This window comes from Klebsiella sp. BIGb0149 (assembly GCF_004362605.1).
Classification (GTDB): domain Bacteria; phylum Pseudomonadota; class Gammaproteobacteria; order Enterobacterales; family Enterobacteriaceae; genus Klebsiella; species Klebsiella terrigena.
In genome coordinates, this window is the sequence record NZ_SNYG01000004.1 from 122,393 (window position 1) to 139,184 (window position 16,792).

Annotated in this window: 15 protein-coding genes; 1 reads left to right on the top strand and 14 read right to left on the bottom strand. The window is 57.3% G+C overall.

Annotation, left to right across the window (positions count from 1 at the left end; genetic code table 11):
* The 8 genes from ugpE to livK all read right to left on the bottom strand — a co-directional run bounded on the left by ugpE (position 1) and on the right by livK (position 8,390).
* Positions 1-846 (bottom strand): sn-glycerol-3-phosphate ABC transporter permease UgpE, encoded by an 846-nt coding sequence (ugpE, locus tag EDF75_RS15535; RefSeq protein ID WP_133600067.1) that lies wholly within the window; start codon positions 844-846, stop codon positions 1-3.
* Complete coding sequence (gene ugpA, locus EDF75_RS15540; RefSeq protein ID WP_095102949.1) at positions 843-1,730, bottom strand: sn-glycerol-3-phosphate ABC transporter permease UgpA; 888 nt, start codon at positions 1,728-1,730, stop codon at positions 843-845. The genes ugpE and ugpA overlap by 4 nt, the downstream gene beginning before the upstream one ends.
* A gap of 139 nt (positions 1,731-1,869) precedes the next feature.
* The gene (gene ugpB / locus EDF75_RS15545) at positions 1,870-3,186 is read right to left on the bottom strand and encodes a sn-glycerol-3-phosphate ABC transporter substrate-binding protein UgpB (protein ID WP_041143047.1); all 1,317 of its coding nucleotides are present in this window, start codon (positions 3,184-3,186) and stop codon (positions 1,870-1,872) included.
* 259 nt (positions 3,187-3,445) lie between these two features.
* Entirely contained in the window at positions 3,446-4,159 is a 714-nt protein-coding gene (gene livF / locus EDF75_RS15550; protein ID WP_004868545.1) for a high-affinity branched-chain amino acid ABC transporter ATP-binding protein LivF, read from the bottom strand.
* A 2-nt stretch (positions 4,160-4,161) separates the two neighbouring features.
* On the bottom strand, positions 4,162-4,929 hold the full coding sequence (gene livG, locus EDF75_RS15555; RefSeq protein WP_041143048.1) for a high-affinity branched-chain amino acid ABC transporter ATP-binding protein LivG: 768 nt from the start codon (positions 4,927-4,929) through the stop codon (positions 4,162-4,164).
* Entirely contained in the window at positions 4,926-6,203 is a 1,278-nt protein-coding gene (gene livM, locus EDF75_RS15560) for a branched chain amino acid ABC transporter permease LivM (RefSeq protein ID WP_041143049.1), read from the bottom strand. The genes livG and livM overlap by 4 nt, the downstream gene beginning before the upstream one ends.
* The gene (gene livH, locus EDF75_RS15565; RefSeq protein ID WP_041143050.1) at positions 6,200-7,126 is read right to left on the bottom strand and encodes a high-affinity branched-chain amino acid ABC transporter permease LivH; all 927 of its coding nucleotides are present in this window, start codon (positions 7,124-7,126) and stop codon (positions 6,200-6,202) included. Before livH ends, livM begins: the two co-directional genes overlap by 4 nt.
* A gap of 154 nt (positions 7,127-7,280) precedes the next feature.
* Positions 7,281-8,390, bottom strand: coding sequence for a high-affinity branched-chain amino acid ABC transporter substrate-binding protein LivK (gene livK, locus EDF75_RS15570; protein WP_133600068.1), 1,110 nt, complete (start codon positions 8,388-8,390; stop codon positions 7,281-7,283).
* A gap of 421 nt (positions 8,391-8,811) precedes the next feature.
* On the opposite strand from livK, the gene panM reads away from it, so the two are divergent.
* On the top strand, positions 8,812-9,195 hold the full coding sequence (panM, locus tag EDF75_RS15575) for an aspartate 1-decarboxylase autocleavage activator PanM (RefSeq protein ID WP_133600069.1): 384 nt from the start codon (positions 8,812-8,814) through the stop codon (positions 9,193-9,195).
* Positions 9,196-9,496: 301 nt separating this feature from the next.
* Here the strand turns inward: panM and livJ are convergent, their stop codons facing one another.
* From livJ to ftsY, 6 genes are all read right to left on the bottom strand, one after another.
* A complete protein-coding gene (gene livJ, locus EDF75_RS15580) occupies positions 9,497-10,600 on the bottom strand; it encodes a branched chain amino acid ABC transporter substrate-binding protein LivJ (protein ID WP_115191735.1) in 1,104 nt (367 codons plus the stop codon).
* Between the two features lie 245 nt (positions 10,601-10,845).
* Entirely contained in the window at positions 10,846-12,111 is a 1,266-nt protein-coding gene (locus tag EDF75_RS15585) for a 4-aminobutyrate--2-oxoglutarate transaminase (RefSeq protein WP_133600070.1), read from the bottom strand.
* 172 nt (positions 12,112-12,283) lie between these two features.
* Positions 12,284-13,138 carry an RNA polymerase sigma factor RpoH gene (gene rpoH, locus EDF75_RS15590; protein ID WP_041143056.1) on the bottom strand — a complete coding sequence of 285 codons (855 nt, stop codon included), beginning with the start codon at positions 13,136-13,138 and terminating at the stop codon, positions 12,284-12,286.
* Between the two features lie 264 nt (positions 13,139-13,402).
* Positions 13,403-14,455 (bottom strand): permease-like cell division protein FtsX, encoded by a 1,053-nt coding sequence (gene ftsX / locus EDF75_RS15595; protein ID WP_133600071.1) that lies wholly within the window; start codon positions 14,453-14,455, stop codon positions 13,403-13,405.
* A complete protein-coding gene (ftsE, locus tag EDF75_RS15600; protein WP_004868565.1) occupies positions 14,448-15,116 on the bottom strand; it encodes a cell division ATP-binding protein FtsE in 669 nt (222 codons plus the stop codon). Before ftsE ends, ftsX begins: the two co-directional genes overlap by 8 nt.
* Before the next feature lie 2 nt (positions 15,117-15,118).
* On the bottom strand, positions 15,119-16,678 hold the full coding sequence (gene ftsY / locus EDF75_RS15605) for a signal recognition particle-docking protein FtsY (RefSeq protein ID WP_133600072.1): 1,560 nt from the start codon (positions 16,676-16,678) through the stop codon (positions 15,119-15,121).
* Positions 16,679-16,792 lie beyond the last annotated feature (114 nt).

The window sequence follows — 16,792 nt, forward strand, 5'->3', positions numbered from 1 at the left end:
TTATTTCTCACTGTCCACTAAACCGCGCACAAACGCGCGCTGCATGGCTAAAACGATAACAACCGGGGGAATCAGCGTCAGCAGCATCGCCGCCATCACCTGATTCCACTGCGTGGTACCCTCGCCGGTGGCGATCATGCCTTTGATACCCGCCACCGCGGTGCCGAGATTGATATCCTGAATAATCAGCAGCGGCCACAGGTACTGGTTCCAGCCGTAGATAAAGGTGATAACGAACAGCGCCGCGAGATTGGTTTTCGACAGCGGCAGCACGATGTCGCGGAAAAAGCGCATCGGCGAGGCGCCGTCGATGCGCGCCGCTTCAATCAGCTCATCCGGCAGGGTCATAAAGAACTGGCGGAACAGGAAGGTGGCGGTTGCCGAGGCCATCAGCGGCAGCGTCAGGCCGGCGTAGCTATCGAGCATCTTCAGGTTGGCAATCACCTCTACCGTCGGGAAAATTCGCACCTCAACCGGCAGCATCAGGGTGATAAAAATCATCCAGAAGAACAGGTTACGCAGCGGGAAGCGGAACCAGACGATGGCAAACGCCGACAGCATCGACACCACGATTTTGCCCACCGTAATGCTGAACGCCATGATGAAGCTGTTGAGCATCATCAGCCAGAACGGCGCGCTGTTGGCCCCCACGCCCTGCTGCCAGATGGTAGCCATATTTTCCAAAAGGTGGCCGCCGGGGATCAGCGTCATCGGCGTCTCAAAGACCGCCTTGTTGTCCAGCGTGGCCGCGACGAAGGCGACGTACAGCGGAAACAGAATGACGGCAATTCCCGCAATCAGCATGGTGTGGCTGAAAATCGTCAGCCCGGGACGGTTCTCAATCATTGGTAGCGCACCTTACGTTCAACATAGCGGAACTGAACCACCGTCAGCACAATCACCAGCATCATCAGCACCACCGACTGCGCGGCGGAAGCGGAGAGATCGAGCCCGGCAAAGCCTTCACGATAGATCTTATAAATCAGCGTCGTCGTCGCCTGGACCGGGCCGCCGGCGGTGGCAGCATCGATAACCGGGAAGGTATCGAAGAAGGCGTAAACCAGGTTGACGACCAGCAGGAAGAAGCTCACCGGCGCAATCAGCGGCAGCGCCAGCTTGAAAAAGCGGCGGACAGGGCCGGCCCCGTCAATCGCCGCGGCCTCCACCAGCGAGCGCGGGATCGACTGCAGCGCGGCGAAGAAGAACAGGAAGTTGTAGCTAATCTGCTTCCATACCGAAGCAAACACCACGAGGAACATCGCCTGGCCGCTGTTCTGCGCGTGGTTCCAGTCGTAGCCCATCTCGGCGAGAAAATGGGTAATCAGCCCGCGTCCTGGGTTAAAGAGGAAAATCCACAGCACTGCGGCGACCGCGGGCGCGACGGCGTAGGGCAGCAGCATCAGCGTTTGATAGAAGCGGCTGCCGCGCACCACGTAGTCGACCAGCGCGGCGAAAAACAGCGAGACGATCAGGCCGCTGAACGTCACCATCGAGCTGAACTTGATGGTGGTCCAGAATGAGTCCAGATAGTACGGGTCGTGGAACAGGGTAACGAAGTTATCCATGCCGACGAACTGGCTGGAGAGGCCAAACGGGTCGACGCTCTGCAGCGAATACCACAGCGCCTCGCCCGCGGGCCAGATAAAGAAAATAATGGTGATAATCAGCTGCGGCGCAACCAGCAGATAGGGCAGCCAGCGCGAGCGGAATACCGGACGGGTTGATGACATGAGGTTACTCTTTTGCTCGATGATGCCTACCGATTCACTGCTACCGGCGATCGCCAAAGGCGGATGTCCCCCGGTAAGCGCGGCGCTACCAGGGAACCTCCGTTCGACCTACTGCCCTGAATCTATCGGCATCAATACGTTACGACTTAGTCGACTGCTCGAAACGACGCAGCAGCTGGTTACCGCGCTCAACCGCTGAATCCAGCGCCTGCTGCGGGGTTTTCTTGCCGGTCCAAACGCTTTCCAGCTCTTCGTCCACTACGGTACGGATCTGCGGCATATTGCCCAGGCGCAGGCCTTTGGTGAACGGCAGCGGCGGCTTGTTCAGCATCTGACGAGTGGCGATATCGGCGCCGGGATTCTTGTCATAGAAGCCCTGCTGACGGGTCAGATCGTAGGCGGCGGTAGTGATCGGCAGATAGCCGGTTTTCTGGTGCCATTCCGCAGCGATTTCCGGTTTTGTCAGGAACTCGAGGAATTTCGCCACTCCGGTGTAGGTCTCTTTATCTTTACCCTGCATCACCCACAGGCTCGCCCCGCCGATAATGGCGTTCTGCGGCGCGCCCTTAACGTCGGCATCGTACGGCATCATCCCGACGCCATAGTTGAATTTGGCGTACTGGCGGATATCGGCAAGCGAGCCGGAGGAGGCGGTGGTAATCGCGCAGTCACCGTTGTAGAACTTCTCGGTGGACTCATCTTTACGCCCGAAGTAGCTGAAGTCGCCCTTCTTGTTCATCGCTTCCAGCATGGCGATATGCTTCACCTGCTCCGGCTTGTTGAACTCCAGAACCGCATCGGTGCCGTCGAAGCCGTTGTTTTTGGTGGCGACCGGCAGGCCGTGCCAGGCGCTGAAGTTCTCAATCTGAATCCAGCCCTGCCAGCCGCTGGCGTAGCCGCACTTCATTCCGGCGGCCTTCAGCTTCGCGGTATAGGCGGCCAGGTCCTGCCAGGTTTTCGGCGGCTGCTCCGGATCTAAGCCGGCTTTTTTGAAGGCGTCTTTGTTGTAGTACAGCACCGGGGTGGAGCTGTTAAAAGGCTGGGAGAGGAGGTGGCCAGTTTTAGAGTCGGTGTAGTAGCCGGAAACGGTCGGCACGAACTGCGATTCATCAAACTTAATGCCCGCATCGGTGAAGACCTGATACACCGGCTTGATGGCTTTTGACGCCATCATCGTCGCGGTGCCGACTTCATAAACCTGCAGCAGCGCCGGGGCGTTGCCGGTACGAAACGCGGCGATACCGGCGCTCAGGCTCTGCTCATAGTTACCTTTGTAGACCGGCGTAATTTTGTAATCCGGATTGGCCGCGTTGAAACGCTGCGCCAGAGAATCAACTTCTTTACCCAGCTCCCCTTCCATTGAGTGCCAGAACGGGATGGTAGTTACTGCGAGGGCCTGGCCGGCAAATGCCAGGCTAAGCGCCAGTCCTAAAGCCGTATGTCGTAACGATATCATCGGTTATCTCTCTTGTTGTTCCAGATGCGCGATTTCACGCGTTTGATGTTCGCGGGGGTAACATGACATGCTCGAATTACAGAAAAATAACTCTTTTATTACAAAAAAAAGATAGTAAGACGTCAGGGAGATGGCAAGACGATGAAAGATCGGAGACAGGAAAGTGGGAGCTGCGACACGTCAAGGGGATGATTGCCGGCCGGCGGCACTCTGGTTGAGGAATATCCCGGCCGGGCGGCCGGGAATAAGAGCGAGGAGATTAGCCTCCCAGGTAGGCGCTACGCACCGCTTCGTTAGCCAGCAGCGCGTCGCCGGTATCCTCAAGCACCACGTGGCCGTTCTCGAGCACGTAGCCGCGATCGGCAAGCTTCAGCGCCTGGTTGGCGTTCTGCTCCACAAGGAAAATGGTCATCCCCTGCTCGCGCAGCTGTTCGATGGTGTTGAAAATCTGCTGGATGATAATCGGCGCCAGGCCCAGAGAAGGTTCATCCAGCAGCAGCAGGCGCGGCTGGCTCATCAGCGCACGGCCAATTGCCAGCATCTGCTGTTCGCCGCCGGACATGGTGCCCGCGCGCTGAATGCGGCGCTCAAGCAGACGCGGGAACAGTTCGTATACCCACTTAATGCGGGTCTGGAACTGGTCACGGTCGGCAAAAAAGCCGCCCATCGCGAGGTTCTCTTCGACCGTCATCCGCGAGAAGACGCGACGCCCTTCCGGAACAATCGCCACCGCTTCGCGCATGATTTTCGCGGTCTGCCAGTCGGTAATATCCTTACCGTCAAACACCACCTTTCCGCTGCTGGCGCGCGGGTCGCCGCACAGGGTGCCGAGCAGCGTGGTTTTACCCGCGCCGTTGGCGCCAATCAGGGTCACAATCTCGCCCTGATTGATATGCAGGCTGACGTTATGCAGCGCCTGAATCTTGCCGTAGTGGGCGCTTACGTTGTCAAAAGATAACATCACTTTTTCCATGCTTATGCCTCACCAAGGTATGCGCGGATCACGTCCGGGTTGTTGCGGATCTCTTCCGGCGTTCCGTTGGCCAGCGGCGTGCCCTGGTTTACCACGTAAATGCGATCGGAAATGCCCATCACCAGCTTCATATCGTGTTCAATCAGCAGGATGGTGGTGTTGTGATGACTGCGCAGCTCGGCGATCAGCTCGTCGAGCTCCTTGGTCTCTTTGGGGTTCAGGCCCGCCGCCGGTTCGTCCAGCATCAGGATTTCCGGCTGCGTCACCATGCAGCGAGCGATCTCCAGACGCCGCTGGTCGCCGTAGGCGAGGTTGCTGGCCTGGCGGTTAGCCTGCTCCAGCAGGCCGATACGCTCAAGCCAGGCGGCGGCGCGATCCAGCGCTTCGCTCTGCGCACGGCGGAAGGTCGGCGTTTTCAGCAGCCCGGAGAAGACGCCGGTTTTCAGCTGCTGATGCTGCGCTACCAGCAGGTTTTCAATCACCGTCATTTCGCGGAACAGGCGCACGTGCTGGAAGGTACGCACGACGCCCATGCGGGCAATCTGCTGACCCGGCAGCCCTTCCAGGTGCTGGTCACGCAGCATAATCGAACCGCCGGTCGGCTTATAGAAACCGGTGAGGCAGTTAAAAACCGTGGTCTTCCCGGCGCCGTTAGGGCCGATCAGCGAAACAATTTCCTGCGGACGCAGCTCCAGCGACACGTTGTTGACCGCCAGCAGGCCGCCAAAGCGCATCATCAGGCCGCTTACGGATAATAATGGCTGACTCATGCCTGCTCTCCTTTAGCCTGACCTTTTTTCAGCTTAAGCTGCGGGCGCGTCATCGGCAGCAGACCCTGCGGACGCCAGATCATCATCAGTACCATCAGGCCACCCAGCATCAGCATGCTGTATTCGTTGAAATCACGCATCAGCTCGCGTGAGACCACCAGCAAAATAGCGGCCAGAATCACCGCAAACTGCGAGCCCATCCCGCCCAGCACGACGATGGCCAGCACGAAGGCCGACTCGGCGAAGGTAAAGGATTCCGGGCTAACGAAGCCCTGGCGGGCGGCAAACAGCGTCCCGGCAAAGCCGGCAAACGCGGCGCTGATGGTAAAGGCGGTGAGCTTGATGCGCGTCGGATTGAGGCCCAGAGAACGACAGGCAATCTCATCTTCACGCAGCGCTTCCCACGCGCGGCCCAGCGGCATGCGCAGCAGGCGGTTAATCACGAACAGCGAGAAGACCACCAGCAGCAGCGCCACCAGGTAGAGGAAAATCACCCTATCGCTGGGGTCGTATTTGACGCCAAAGAAGTTGCTGAAGGTATCCCATCCGCCTTCGCGGGCGCTGCGGCTAAACTCGAGGCCAAACAGCGTCGGCTTAGGGATCTGGCTGATGCCGTTCGGGCCGCCGGTCACTTCGGTGTTATTGAGCAGCAAAATACGCACAATTTCGCCGAAGCCGAGGGTCACAATCGCCAGATAGTCACCGCGCAGGCGCAGCACCGGGAAGCCCAGCAGGAAGCCCGCAGCGGCCGAGACCAGCCCCGCCAGCGGCAGGCAGGTCCAGAAGCCGAGGCCGTAATAGTGGTTCAGCAGCGCGAAGGTGTAGGCGCCGATAGCGTAGAAGCCGCCGTAGCCCAGTACCAGCAGGCCGGACAGCCCCACCACCACGTTCAGCCCCAGGCCGAGAATGATGTAAATCATGGTCAGGGTGGCGATATCCACCGTGCCGCGCGACACCATAAACGGCCACGCGACGGCGATAACCAGCAGCGCCACCAGGAACAGCTTCTGCTTTACCGTCGACCCGTCGATGGCCGGCAGAATAAACTTCGGCCCGGAGACGTTTTTCAGGGTTTTCTGGAACAGCGGGCGCATCAGCTGGAAGAGGAAGACCACCGCCGTGCCGATGAAGATCCACTGCCAGCGGATATCCGCCGCGGTATCCACCACCAGTTTGGTGCCGTCCAGCTCCAGCTGCACGCCCATAAAGACGCCGGCCAGAATAAAGAACATCACCGCGGAGAGCAGCGCCATTGCAATATGCATCGGTTTCATACTTTCTCAACCTCCGGGCGACCGAGGATACCGGTAGGCATCACTAACAGCACCAGAATCAGCAGCGCAAAGGAGACCACGTCTTTATATTCGGTGCTGAGATAGGCGGAGGAGAGCGCTTCGGCGATACCCAAAATCAGACCACCGATCATCGCGCCAGGAATACTGCCGATGCCGCCCAGTACCGCGGCGGTAAATGCTTTCATCCCGGCCATAAAGCCGATATAGGGGTTGATAACGCCGTAGAACTGACCGAGGAGCACCCCGGCGACCGCGGCCATAGCGGCGCCGATAACAAAGGTCAGGGCAATAACGCGATCGGTGTTAATTCCCAGCAGGCTGGCCATTTTCAGGTCTTCCGCACAGGCGCGGCAGGCGCGCCCCATGCGCGAATAGCGGATAAACAGCGTCAGCGCCAGCATCGCCACAAAGGTGACAATCCAAATCACCAGCTGCATGGTGGTGATCGTGGCGGAGAAGTTTTCGCTGCTGCCCACCGTCCACTGGCCGTTAAACAGGCTCGGCAGCGCCACGTCGCGCGACCCTTCCGTCAGGCTGACGTAGTTTTGCAGGAAGATTGACATCCCGATGGCGGAAATCAGCGCAATCAGGCGCTTGGAGCTGCGTACCGGCCGATAGGCCACGCGTTCAATACTCCAGCCATAGGCGCTGGCAATAATGATCGCCCCAACGAATCCGGCGGCGACCAGCAGCCAGCTGGTGTCGATACCCATCATCATCAGCGCGGCAATGATCATGAAGGAGACGTAGCTCCCTATCATATACACCTCGCCGTGGGCGAAGTTAATCATGCCAATAATGCCGTATACCATCGTGTAACCGATGGCGATCAGCGCATAGGTACTGCCCAGCGTGACGCCGTTAAACATCTGCTGCAGAAAGTAGAGAAACTGCTCGGACATAAGGTAACCTTTCTAAACCCGGCAAGGCGGGATGTTGAATCCCACTCTCAACGATTCGAGCGGCGGACGGACGGCAAACCGTTCCCTTCCCGGAAGCCCCGGAGCGGAAACGTCGTCGACGCATCTGCGGCTCGAACCATGACGAGGGGTTGTCTTATTTTGCGGCCGAGGATGACCCATCCGCGTGCCACTGGAAGACACCAAACTCAAATCCCTTCAAATCGCCTTTTTCGTCCCAATTCAGCGGCCCAATCACGGTTTTCGCGCCGTGAGCTTTCAGATCTTTGATTAAGTCCAGCGGCTCCTGGCTGCTGCTTCTGTCCATCGCCTGCGCTAAGGACTGCACGGCGGCATAGGTAATCCAGACGTACGGCCCGCTCGGATCTTTTTTCTCCGCTTTCAGCGCGTCTACGATAGCGCTGTTTGCCGGATCCTGGTCATAGCGTTTCGGCATTGTCACCAGCATGCCTTCTGCCGCGGCGCCTGCGATATTGGACAGCGAAGCATTGCCCACGCCCTCAGGACCCATAAAGACGGTTTTCAGGCCGTTAGCCCGCGCCTGGCGCAGCATCTGCCCCATTTCCGGGTAATAGCCACCGTAGTAAACGAAATCAATATTCTCTTTCTGCAGGCGAGACAGCAGCGCGGAGAAGTCTTTCTCACCGGCGGTGATCCCGTCGAAGAAGACGATGTTGGCGTTACCTTTTTTCAGGCTCTCCTGGACCGAACGCGCCAGGCCTTCACCGTACTGCTGCTTGTCATGAATGATAGCAATACGCTGCGGTTTAACCTTTTCCAGAATATATTTTGCGGCGGTCGGCCCCTGCGAGGAGTCGAGGCCGGCGGTACGCATGATGTACTGATAGCCGCGCTGGGTCAGCTCGGGGTTAGTGGCCCCCGGAGAGATCATCAGAATGCCTTCATCTTCGTAGATATCGGAGGCCGGCTGGGTTGAGGAGGAGCAGAGGTGGCCGATAACGTATTTAATCCCTTCGTTAACGATTTTGTTCGCCACCGCGACGGCCTGTTTAGGGTCGCAGGCGTCGTCATACTCCACGCCAACCAGCTTATCGCCCTTAATCCCGCCCTGCGCGTTAATATCTTTAATTGCCTGACGCGCACCGTTGAACTCCATATCGCCCCATTGCGCTACCGGACCGGACATCGCCCCCACGACGGCGACTTTTATCTCTTTGGCGATAACCGCGTGCGACATGGTCAGTGCGACTAATCCCGCAATGATTGTTTTCGCGTTCCTTTTCATGCTTCAGAACCCCGTTCGTAATGTGGTGTAAATATTTTGTATTTTTATGGTTAAAAAGCATTCTGTGCTTTTATTAAACAACGCTACTTTTACCATGATCTTTAATGGTTTAGCGCAGTTTTTTGCCGGAAACCAGATTAAAATCTCTATTTTTCAGGCGATTAAGCAAAGATAATATTCTGTATTCACGCGAAGATAAACAAAAAAAGTCCCGTTTTCAGCATAAAATAACGATACTTATGGCGGAATAAAACGCTGCACTTTAGGTTAAAACTCTGCTTATTTTTCGATCCATAACGCATTGCGCTACCCTGCATTCGCCAGGAAAACGAATCGCCTGATGAATGCGCAAAAAACAGCGCTCCGCCGGGCAGTCATTTTAGGTACACTGACGCATCCGTTTTGACTGGACTTGCCGCGCATGAAACTGACCATTATTCGTTTAACGCACTTCAGCGATCAGGATCGCATCGATTTAGGGAAAATCTGGCCGTCACGCGATCTGGCCGGGATCCCAATGGATGAAAGCCACGCTATTTACGCCGCCCGCTTTAACGAGCGCCTGCTGGCCGCCGTTTGTGTGACCTTAGACGGCGCAGAGGGCGAGCTGAGCGCGCTGTGCGTGCGCGAAGTCACCCGCCGTCGCGGCGTCGGGCAGTATCTGGTGGAAGAAGTGCTGCAAAGAAATCCAGAAATCGGTCGCTGGCGGATGGCGGATACCGGTATTGAAGACCACCGCGTCATGTCCGCGTTTATGCAGGCTCTGGGCTTCAGCGCCCATGACGGCGGTTGGCAAAAGTATTAAAAACGCAGCGGGAGAATCCCGGATAGCGGCATATCACGCCTTATCCGGGCGACGGTAACTTCAGTTTGTCCAGCATGACATTTATTTAGCCGAGAACGACCGCTTTCTCCGACCACAATCACGCCGCATTTAACCAATAATCCCCTGCTTTTCCCGGCCTAAAAGAGGCCATTTATTTAACCGAGAATTTCGCGCTACAGGCAGGCGGCAAGCTCTGAAATCCCCGGGAGCTTACATGAGTAAGTGACCGGGGTTGAAGAGCGCAGCCAACGCACCTGTAGCGTGAAAGGCGAAGGTTAAATTATTTGGCGTCGGTCGCGGTGCCATCGGCATGCCACGTAAACACGCCGAACTCGAAGCCTTTCAGGTCGCCCTTCGCATCCCATGACAGCGGCCCCATCACGGTATCAACAGAGTTTGCCTTCAGGTATTTCGCAATGGCTGCCGGGTCTTCAGACTGGTTCAGGCCCGCCTGCAGCGACTGGATAGCCGCATAGGTAGTCCAGACAAACGCGCCGCTCGGATCCTGTTTTTTCGCCTTGATGGCGTCAACGATCGGTTTGTTCGCCGGAACCTGGTCATAGTTCTTCGGCTTGGTGACCAGCATGCCTTCAGCGGACTGACCGGCAATGTTAGACAGGGAAACGTTCGCTACGCCTTCCGGTCCCATAAACTGCGTTTTCAGGCCGGCCGCGCGCGATTGCCGCAGAATCTGCCCCATTTCCGGGTGATAGCCGCCGTAGTAAACGAAGTCGATATTTTCTTTCTTCAGACGCGCCACCAGCGTGGAGAAATCTTTCTCACCGGCGGTGATGCCGTCAAAGAACACGACGTTAGCGCCGCCTTTTTTCAGGCCATCCTGCACCGCGCGCGCCAGACCTTCACCGTACTGCTGCTTATCGTGAACGATAGCGATACGCTTCGGTTTCACCTTATCAATGATGTATTTAGCCGCCGTCGGGCCCTGGTCAGAATCCAGGCCGGTGGTGCGCAGAATCATTTTATATCCGCGCGCGGTCAGCTCCGGCGCCGTTGCGGCCGGGGTGATCATCAGAATGCCTTCGTCTTCATAGATATCGGACGCCGGCTGAGTAGAAGAGGAGCATAAGTGGCCGATAACGTACTTAATGCCGTCATTAACGACTTTGTTAGCCACCGCTACCGCCTGTTTCGGGTCGCAGGCATCATCATATTTTACGATTTGCAGCTTATTGCCTTTGATACCGCCCTTCGCGTTAATATCGGCAACCGCCTGCTCAGCGCCGGTAAACTCCTGATCGCCATACTGCGCCACCGGGCCAGACATCGCGCCAACCACGGCAATTTTGATATCTTCAGCCAGCGCTGCATTGCTCATTACCAAGGCGATACATCCTGCCAGTAACGCTTTACCCTTCATATTCATCCTGAAGCTCCCCACTATTATGGTTTTTTGCATTTGTTGTGATGTTGTTTTTTAGCGCATTATTCTAATCAATCACATAAGAAAAGCATATGATAGCTAGATTAAGGTCTGCCGCTCGCGCCTTTGCAGCACACTATGCTAGAACATATCCCATTTTTCAGAATTTGAAACAACATTTTTTTAGGTTATGTAACAGTTATGTGACTGAAGCAGAACGCCACTCCGCAGAGTGGCGAGATGTGGGGCTATGCGGCCAGCGCGCGCTGAATAATCGCCAGCGCCTGGCGGAATTGTGCATCGGGGATGGTGAGCGGATAGAGGAAGCGGATGACGTTGCCGTAAACGCCGCAGGTCAGCAGCAGCAGCCCTTCGGCCAGCGCGCGCTGCTGGACGGCCTGGGTGAACGCGCTCGACGGCTCGCCGGTTTGCGGATCAAAAAACTCGACCGCCACCATCGACCCCTGGGCCCGCACCTCGGCAATCTGCGGGCACGACGCTTTGGCCTGGTTGAGGACCTCAACCAGATGGTGGCCAAGCTCATTTGCCCGCTGGCAAAGCTGCTCTTCGGCAATCACATCCAGCACCGCGTGCGCGGCGGCAATCGCCAGCGGGTTCCCGGCGTAGGTGCCGCCAAGGCCGCCCGGCGCGGGAGCATCCATCACCTCCGCCCGCCCGGCCACCGCCGAAAGCGGCATCCCGCCCGCCAGGCTTTTCGCCATCGTTATCAGGTCGGGCTGCACGCTATAGTGCTCCATCGCAAACAGCTTGCCGGTTCGCCCAAAGCCAGACTGCACCTCATCCGCAATCAGCAGGATGCCGTGGGTATCACAGATCGCACGCAGCGCCTGCATAAATCCGGCAGGCGCTGCGTTGAACCCGCCCTCGCCCTGTACCGGCTCAATGACGATGGCCGCCACCTGATCCGCTGCGATATCGGCCTTAAAGAGGCGCTCGAGGCTTTTTATCGCCTCTTCGCTGCTGACGCCGTGCAGCGCATTGGGATACTGAGCGTGGAAAACGGAGCCCGGGAACGGGCCGAAGCCGATTTTATAGGGAGCCACCTTGCCGGTCAGCGCCATCGTCATGTAGGTTCGGCCGTGGAAAGCGCCGCCAAAGGTGATGATTCCCGGACGACGGGTCCAGGCGCGGGCAATTTTGACCGCATTCTCTACCGCTTCCGCGCCGGTGGAGAAGAAGGCCGTTTTGACGGCGCCGGAGACAGGCACCAAAGCGTTAATGCGTTCGGCCAGCGTGACGTAGCTGGCGTAGGGGACAATCTGATAGGCCGTATGGGTAAAAGCCTCCAGCTGCGAGGCCACCGCGGCGACAACTTTGGGGTGTCGATGCCCGGTGTTGAGCACCGCAATCCCCGCCGCAAAATCGATAAACTCCCGGCCTTCAATATCCCACAGCGTCGCGTTCTCGGCCTTTTGCGCGTAGAAGTCGCACATGACGCCCACGCCACGCGGCGTCGCCTGCTGTCGACGCTGATTAAGATCGTTATTTTTCACCCGCCTTCTCCCTATATGAATTTAGTAAGTCATGCCTGTCTAAAAACAATAGCGCCTGCCCGGCATTCAAGCCCAGCGGAAGAAGAAATTAATATGGTTGAAGCCTGGAGGGATAAAAAACAAAAAGCCCCCGCTGAGACAGCGGGGGCTTCTTTTAATGCCGGGAACAGACTTACGCTTCGATAGCGGTACGCAGTTTCTTCATGGCGTTCTTTTCAAGCTGGCGCACGCGCTCAGCCGAAACGCCGTAGCGATCCGCCAGCTCCTGCAGCGTGGACTTGTTGTCTTCGTCCAGCCAGCGGGCGCGGATGATATCCTGGCTACGCTCGTCGAGGCCCTGCATCGCGTCGGTCAGCTTGTTTGCCGCCTGCTCTTCCCAGTTATCATCTTCAATACCGTCGGCAAAGTTAGACGTTTTATCCTGCAGATAGAGCACCGGAGCCATCGGCTGGCTATCGGACTCGTCGTCCGACGACATGTCGAAGGTCATATCCTGCGCCGCCATACGCGATTCCATCTCGCGCACGTCTTTGCTTGATACGCCCAGCTCGCGGGCAACCATTTCGACTTCATCCTGGTTAAACCAGCCCAGACGCTGCTTGGTTTTACGCAGGTTAAAGAACAGCTTACGCTGGGCTTTGGTGGTCGCGACCTTCACAATACGCCAGTTACGCAGAACGTATTCGTGAATTTCGGCCTTAATCCAGTGCACGGCAAAGGAGACCAAACGCACGCCGACTTCCGGATTAAAACGGCGCACGGCTTTCATCAGGCCAATGTTGCCTTCCTGAATCAGGTCCGCCTGCGGCAGGCCATAGCCCGAGTAGTTACGAGCAATATGAACAACAAAGCGCAGGTGAGACAGGATCAGCCTTTTCGCTGCTTCCAGATCGCCCTGGTAATGCAGCTTTTCAGCAAGCTCCCGCTCTTCATCGGCCGATAACATCGGCCATGTGTTCGCAGCCCGGATGTAGGATTCCAGGTTACCAACGGGGGCTAAGGCTAAAGTTTGCATATCTTTGGTCATTCAAATCCTCTCAATCGATATCGTCTGGCTCGACAGTTCCCGCTTAGACAGCCGGGCAACAATCATGCCAGCGTTTATGAGCAACGAGAATATCACCCACATTAGTATCAGACAGTGATTTTATCCACAAGTTCCATGCAACGGTGTGAATACATTACGCACAAAATGTGACATGGAGATGAAGCGTAGGGAAGAGACAACAGGGACTCTTTCCCTGCAGAGAGACATTCAGTCAGTGCAGGGAAAGATTATACCAGAAAATTTTTAATCGGGAGTAAAGTGACGTAAATGTTGCACCGTCGCCAGCCAGGCCGCAACCCAGCCGATCATCGAGCAGACGATCAGCATCAGCAGACACTCGTCGAAGCCCAGACCGCTGAGCTCAAACTGAGTCCCGAATACCTTCGCCACTTCCGTTACCGCCGATGACAGGCGCATCACCATAATCTCCGACAGGATCAGCGATAAAAACGCACCGCAGAAGCCCAGCAGCGCGCCGCCGTAGAGGAACGGACGCAGGATAAAACCGTCCGTTGCACCAATCAGCTTCTGCACGTTGATGGTATCGCGGCGGGCAAAGATGCTCAGGCGCACGCTGTTGCCGATCACCAGGAACACGGCGGCCACCATCAGCACGCCGATCAGCGCCGAGACGCGGCCAACCAGCCCGGTCAGCGAAGAGAGGCGCGCAAACCAGCTGTCATCCATGCGGACTTCATCGATGCCCTGAATATGCTTAATCCGATCGCGCAGGGTGTTGAGCGAGTCGGTCCCCTGGAAATCCAGCTTCGGCACGACAATCGCCACCGCCGGCAGCGGGTTCTCTTCCAGCATATCCAGCGCGCCGCCAAAGCCGGACCAGTTACGGAACTCGCCTAAAGCTTCATCCCGCGACAGATAGTTGACCTTCTCTACGCCCTGCTCCGCCTGCAGCTGCCCAACCACCCGCGCCGCGGCGTCATCGTCCAGCGTCTTCTCCAGGTAGACGGTGATCTGCGGCGATGGATAGTACTGCGACGCCGCGCTGTTAACGTTTTTGTACACCATGTAGCACACGCTCGGCAGCGTCAGCGAAATGGCGATGACCATAATGGTCAGGAAAGTGGCCAGCGGCGTGCTTTTCAGATCCTGAACCGCGCCGTGCCAGGCGTAGCGCACCTGCTCATTGAAAACGTTGCTTTTACGAGAAGCCGGATTCGGCGCCGCTTTTGACCGCTTCGGCGCATTGCGCCCGCCGCCGGCCCCTGCGGCATTGCGGATGCGGTCAAATCGGCTGCCAAACTGGCGAATGTGGTTTATTGCGTCGCGCTTATTCACCCCAGTGGCCTCCGTGCATATGCCCGTCGCTCAGGGTCAGCATGCGATACGAACGACTGGAGATCAGCCCCAGGTCGTGCGTCGCCATCAGAACCGTAACCCCTACGCGGTTAAACTCTTCAAACAGTCGTAAAATCCCCTCCGAGAGCGCCTCATCGAGGTTACCGGTCGGTTCATCCGCCAGCAGCACCGCCGGCTTGTTCACCACCGCGCGGGCGATGCCCACGCGCTGCTGCTCACCGCCGGAGAGTTGGATCGGAAGATTTTTCGCTTTGTCCAGCAGCCCGACTTTATCCAGCGCCGCCGACACCCGGCGGCGGATATCATCCCCGCTGGCGCCGGCAATAATCAGCGGGATCGCCACGTTATCAAACACGGTGCGATCCATCAGCAGATGGTGGTCCTGGAAAATCATGCCGATCTGGCGGCGCAAAAACGGCACCTCACGGCTCTTCAGGCGGCTAATATCGTGGCCGCCGAACAAAATTTTGCCGGCGCTCGGCCGCTCGATGCCGCAGATAAGCTTGAGCAGGGTACTTTTCCCCGCGCCGGAGTGGCCGGTCAGGAACGCCATCTCGCCCGACTGCAGGTGGAAGTTCACCCCCTGCAGCGCTTGTCTCCCACCGAGATAGGCTTTGCTGACTTGTTCAAAGCGAATCATGATTAATCCTCTCGGGCAAAAAGTGCCTCAATAAAGTCGCCCGCGTTAAACGGACGCAGATCCTCAATACGTTCACCAACGCCAATATAGCGAATCGGAATACTGAACTGGTCAGCAACCGAGAAGATAACCCCACCTTTCGCGGTACCGTCCAGCTTAGTCAGCGTGATGCCGGTCAGGCCAACGGCCTCATGGAACAGTTTGGCCTGGCTAATCGCGTTCTGCCCGGTGCTGGCATCAATTGTCAGCATCACTTCATGCGGGGCATCTTCGTCGAGCTTCTTCATCACGCGGACAATTTTCTTCAGCTCTTCCATCAGGTGCGATTTATTCTGCAGACGACCCGCGGTATCGGCAATCAGGACGTCAACGTTGCGCGCCTTAGCGGCCTGAATGGCGTCGAAAATAACCGAAGCCGAATCCGCGCCGGTATGCTGCGCAATCACCGGGATATTATTCCGCTGACCCCAAACCTGCAGCTGCTCTACCGCGGCGGCGCGGAAGGTATCCCCCGCGGCCAGCATGACCGACTTGCCCTGCTGCTCAAACTGACGCGCCAGCTTGCCGATGGTCGTGGTTTTACCCACGCCGTTGACGCCAACCATCAGAATAACAAACGGCGTTTTCCCTTCAACGTTCAGCGGCTGGTCAACCTTAGCCAGAATATCGCCCATCTCCTCTTTCAGCAGGCCATACAGCGCTTCGGCATCGCGGAGCTGCTTGCGGCTGGCGACGTCGGTAAGATGGGTAATAATCTTACGCGTCGTTTCCACGCCGACGTCGGCGATCAGCAGCTGTTCTTCCAGCTCGTCGAAGAGATCATCATCTATTTTTTTGCCGCGGAACAGACTGATAAATCCGGAACCGAGGTTCTGTTTGGTTTTAACCAGGCTGCGCTTGAGTCGGGCGAAGAAGCCCTCTTTCGTCGGCTTCTCCTGCTCGATCTGAGCGGCTTCCTGCGGCTCGACCTCGTCCTCAGCTTCCGCCGCCAGCGCCTGGGCTTCCAGCTCATCGTCGGACAGCGCGGGCTCGTCCTCAATCAGCGCATCTTCCGCGACGGCAGCCTGCGGCTGGGCGATAGTCTCTTCCGGCTCTTGTTCAGCAAGCGCTTCGGCGACCGCCGGCTCGGCAATCACCTCTTCAACCAGCGGCTCTTCCACCGGCTCTTCTTCGACGACGGCCGGTAGCGCTTGCGGCTCGACGACAGGTTCGTCTGCCACTTCGTCAACGGTCGGCGCAGCGTCTATCGCGGCCGCCGGCTGAACCGCCTCTTCCACGATGGTTTCTGCGACCGGATGCGGCTGCTCGCTTTCGACAACCTGTTCGGTGACCTCAACGACGTCTGCGGCAAAGGCCTCCGGGTCCGCTTTCTCCGGCTCCGGGGCGCGCTCCGCTTCGGCTTCAGGCGCCACGGCGGTCTCAGCCGGCGCTTGTTCGGCAGGAGCCTGCTCCGCCGCGTCCTGCAGCCCTTCTACTTTTTGTTCAACTTCTGTTTCCTGCGCCTGCTCTTTTTGTCCAAAGCCCAGCCAGGAAAAGAAGCCACGTTTTTTCTCTTTCGCCATTTGCGACTACACTCCTCGCTGATTATTCATGGCACAGCTTCGGCATATCTGTCGCGGAAGCTGAAAAATAATGAAATTAGTCGGATAGTCTATCACTTAACTTAACGCGCATCA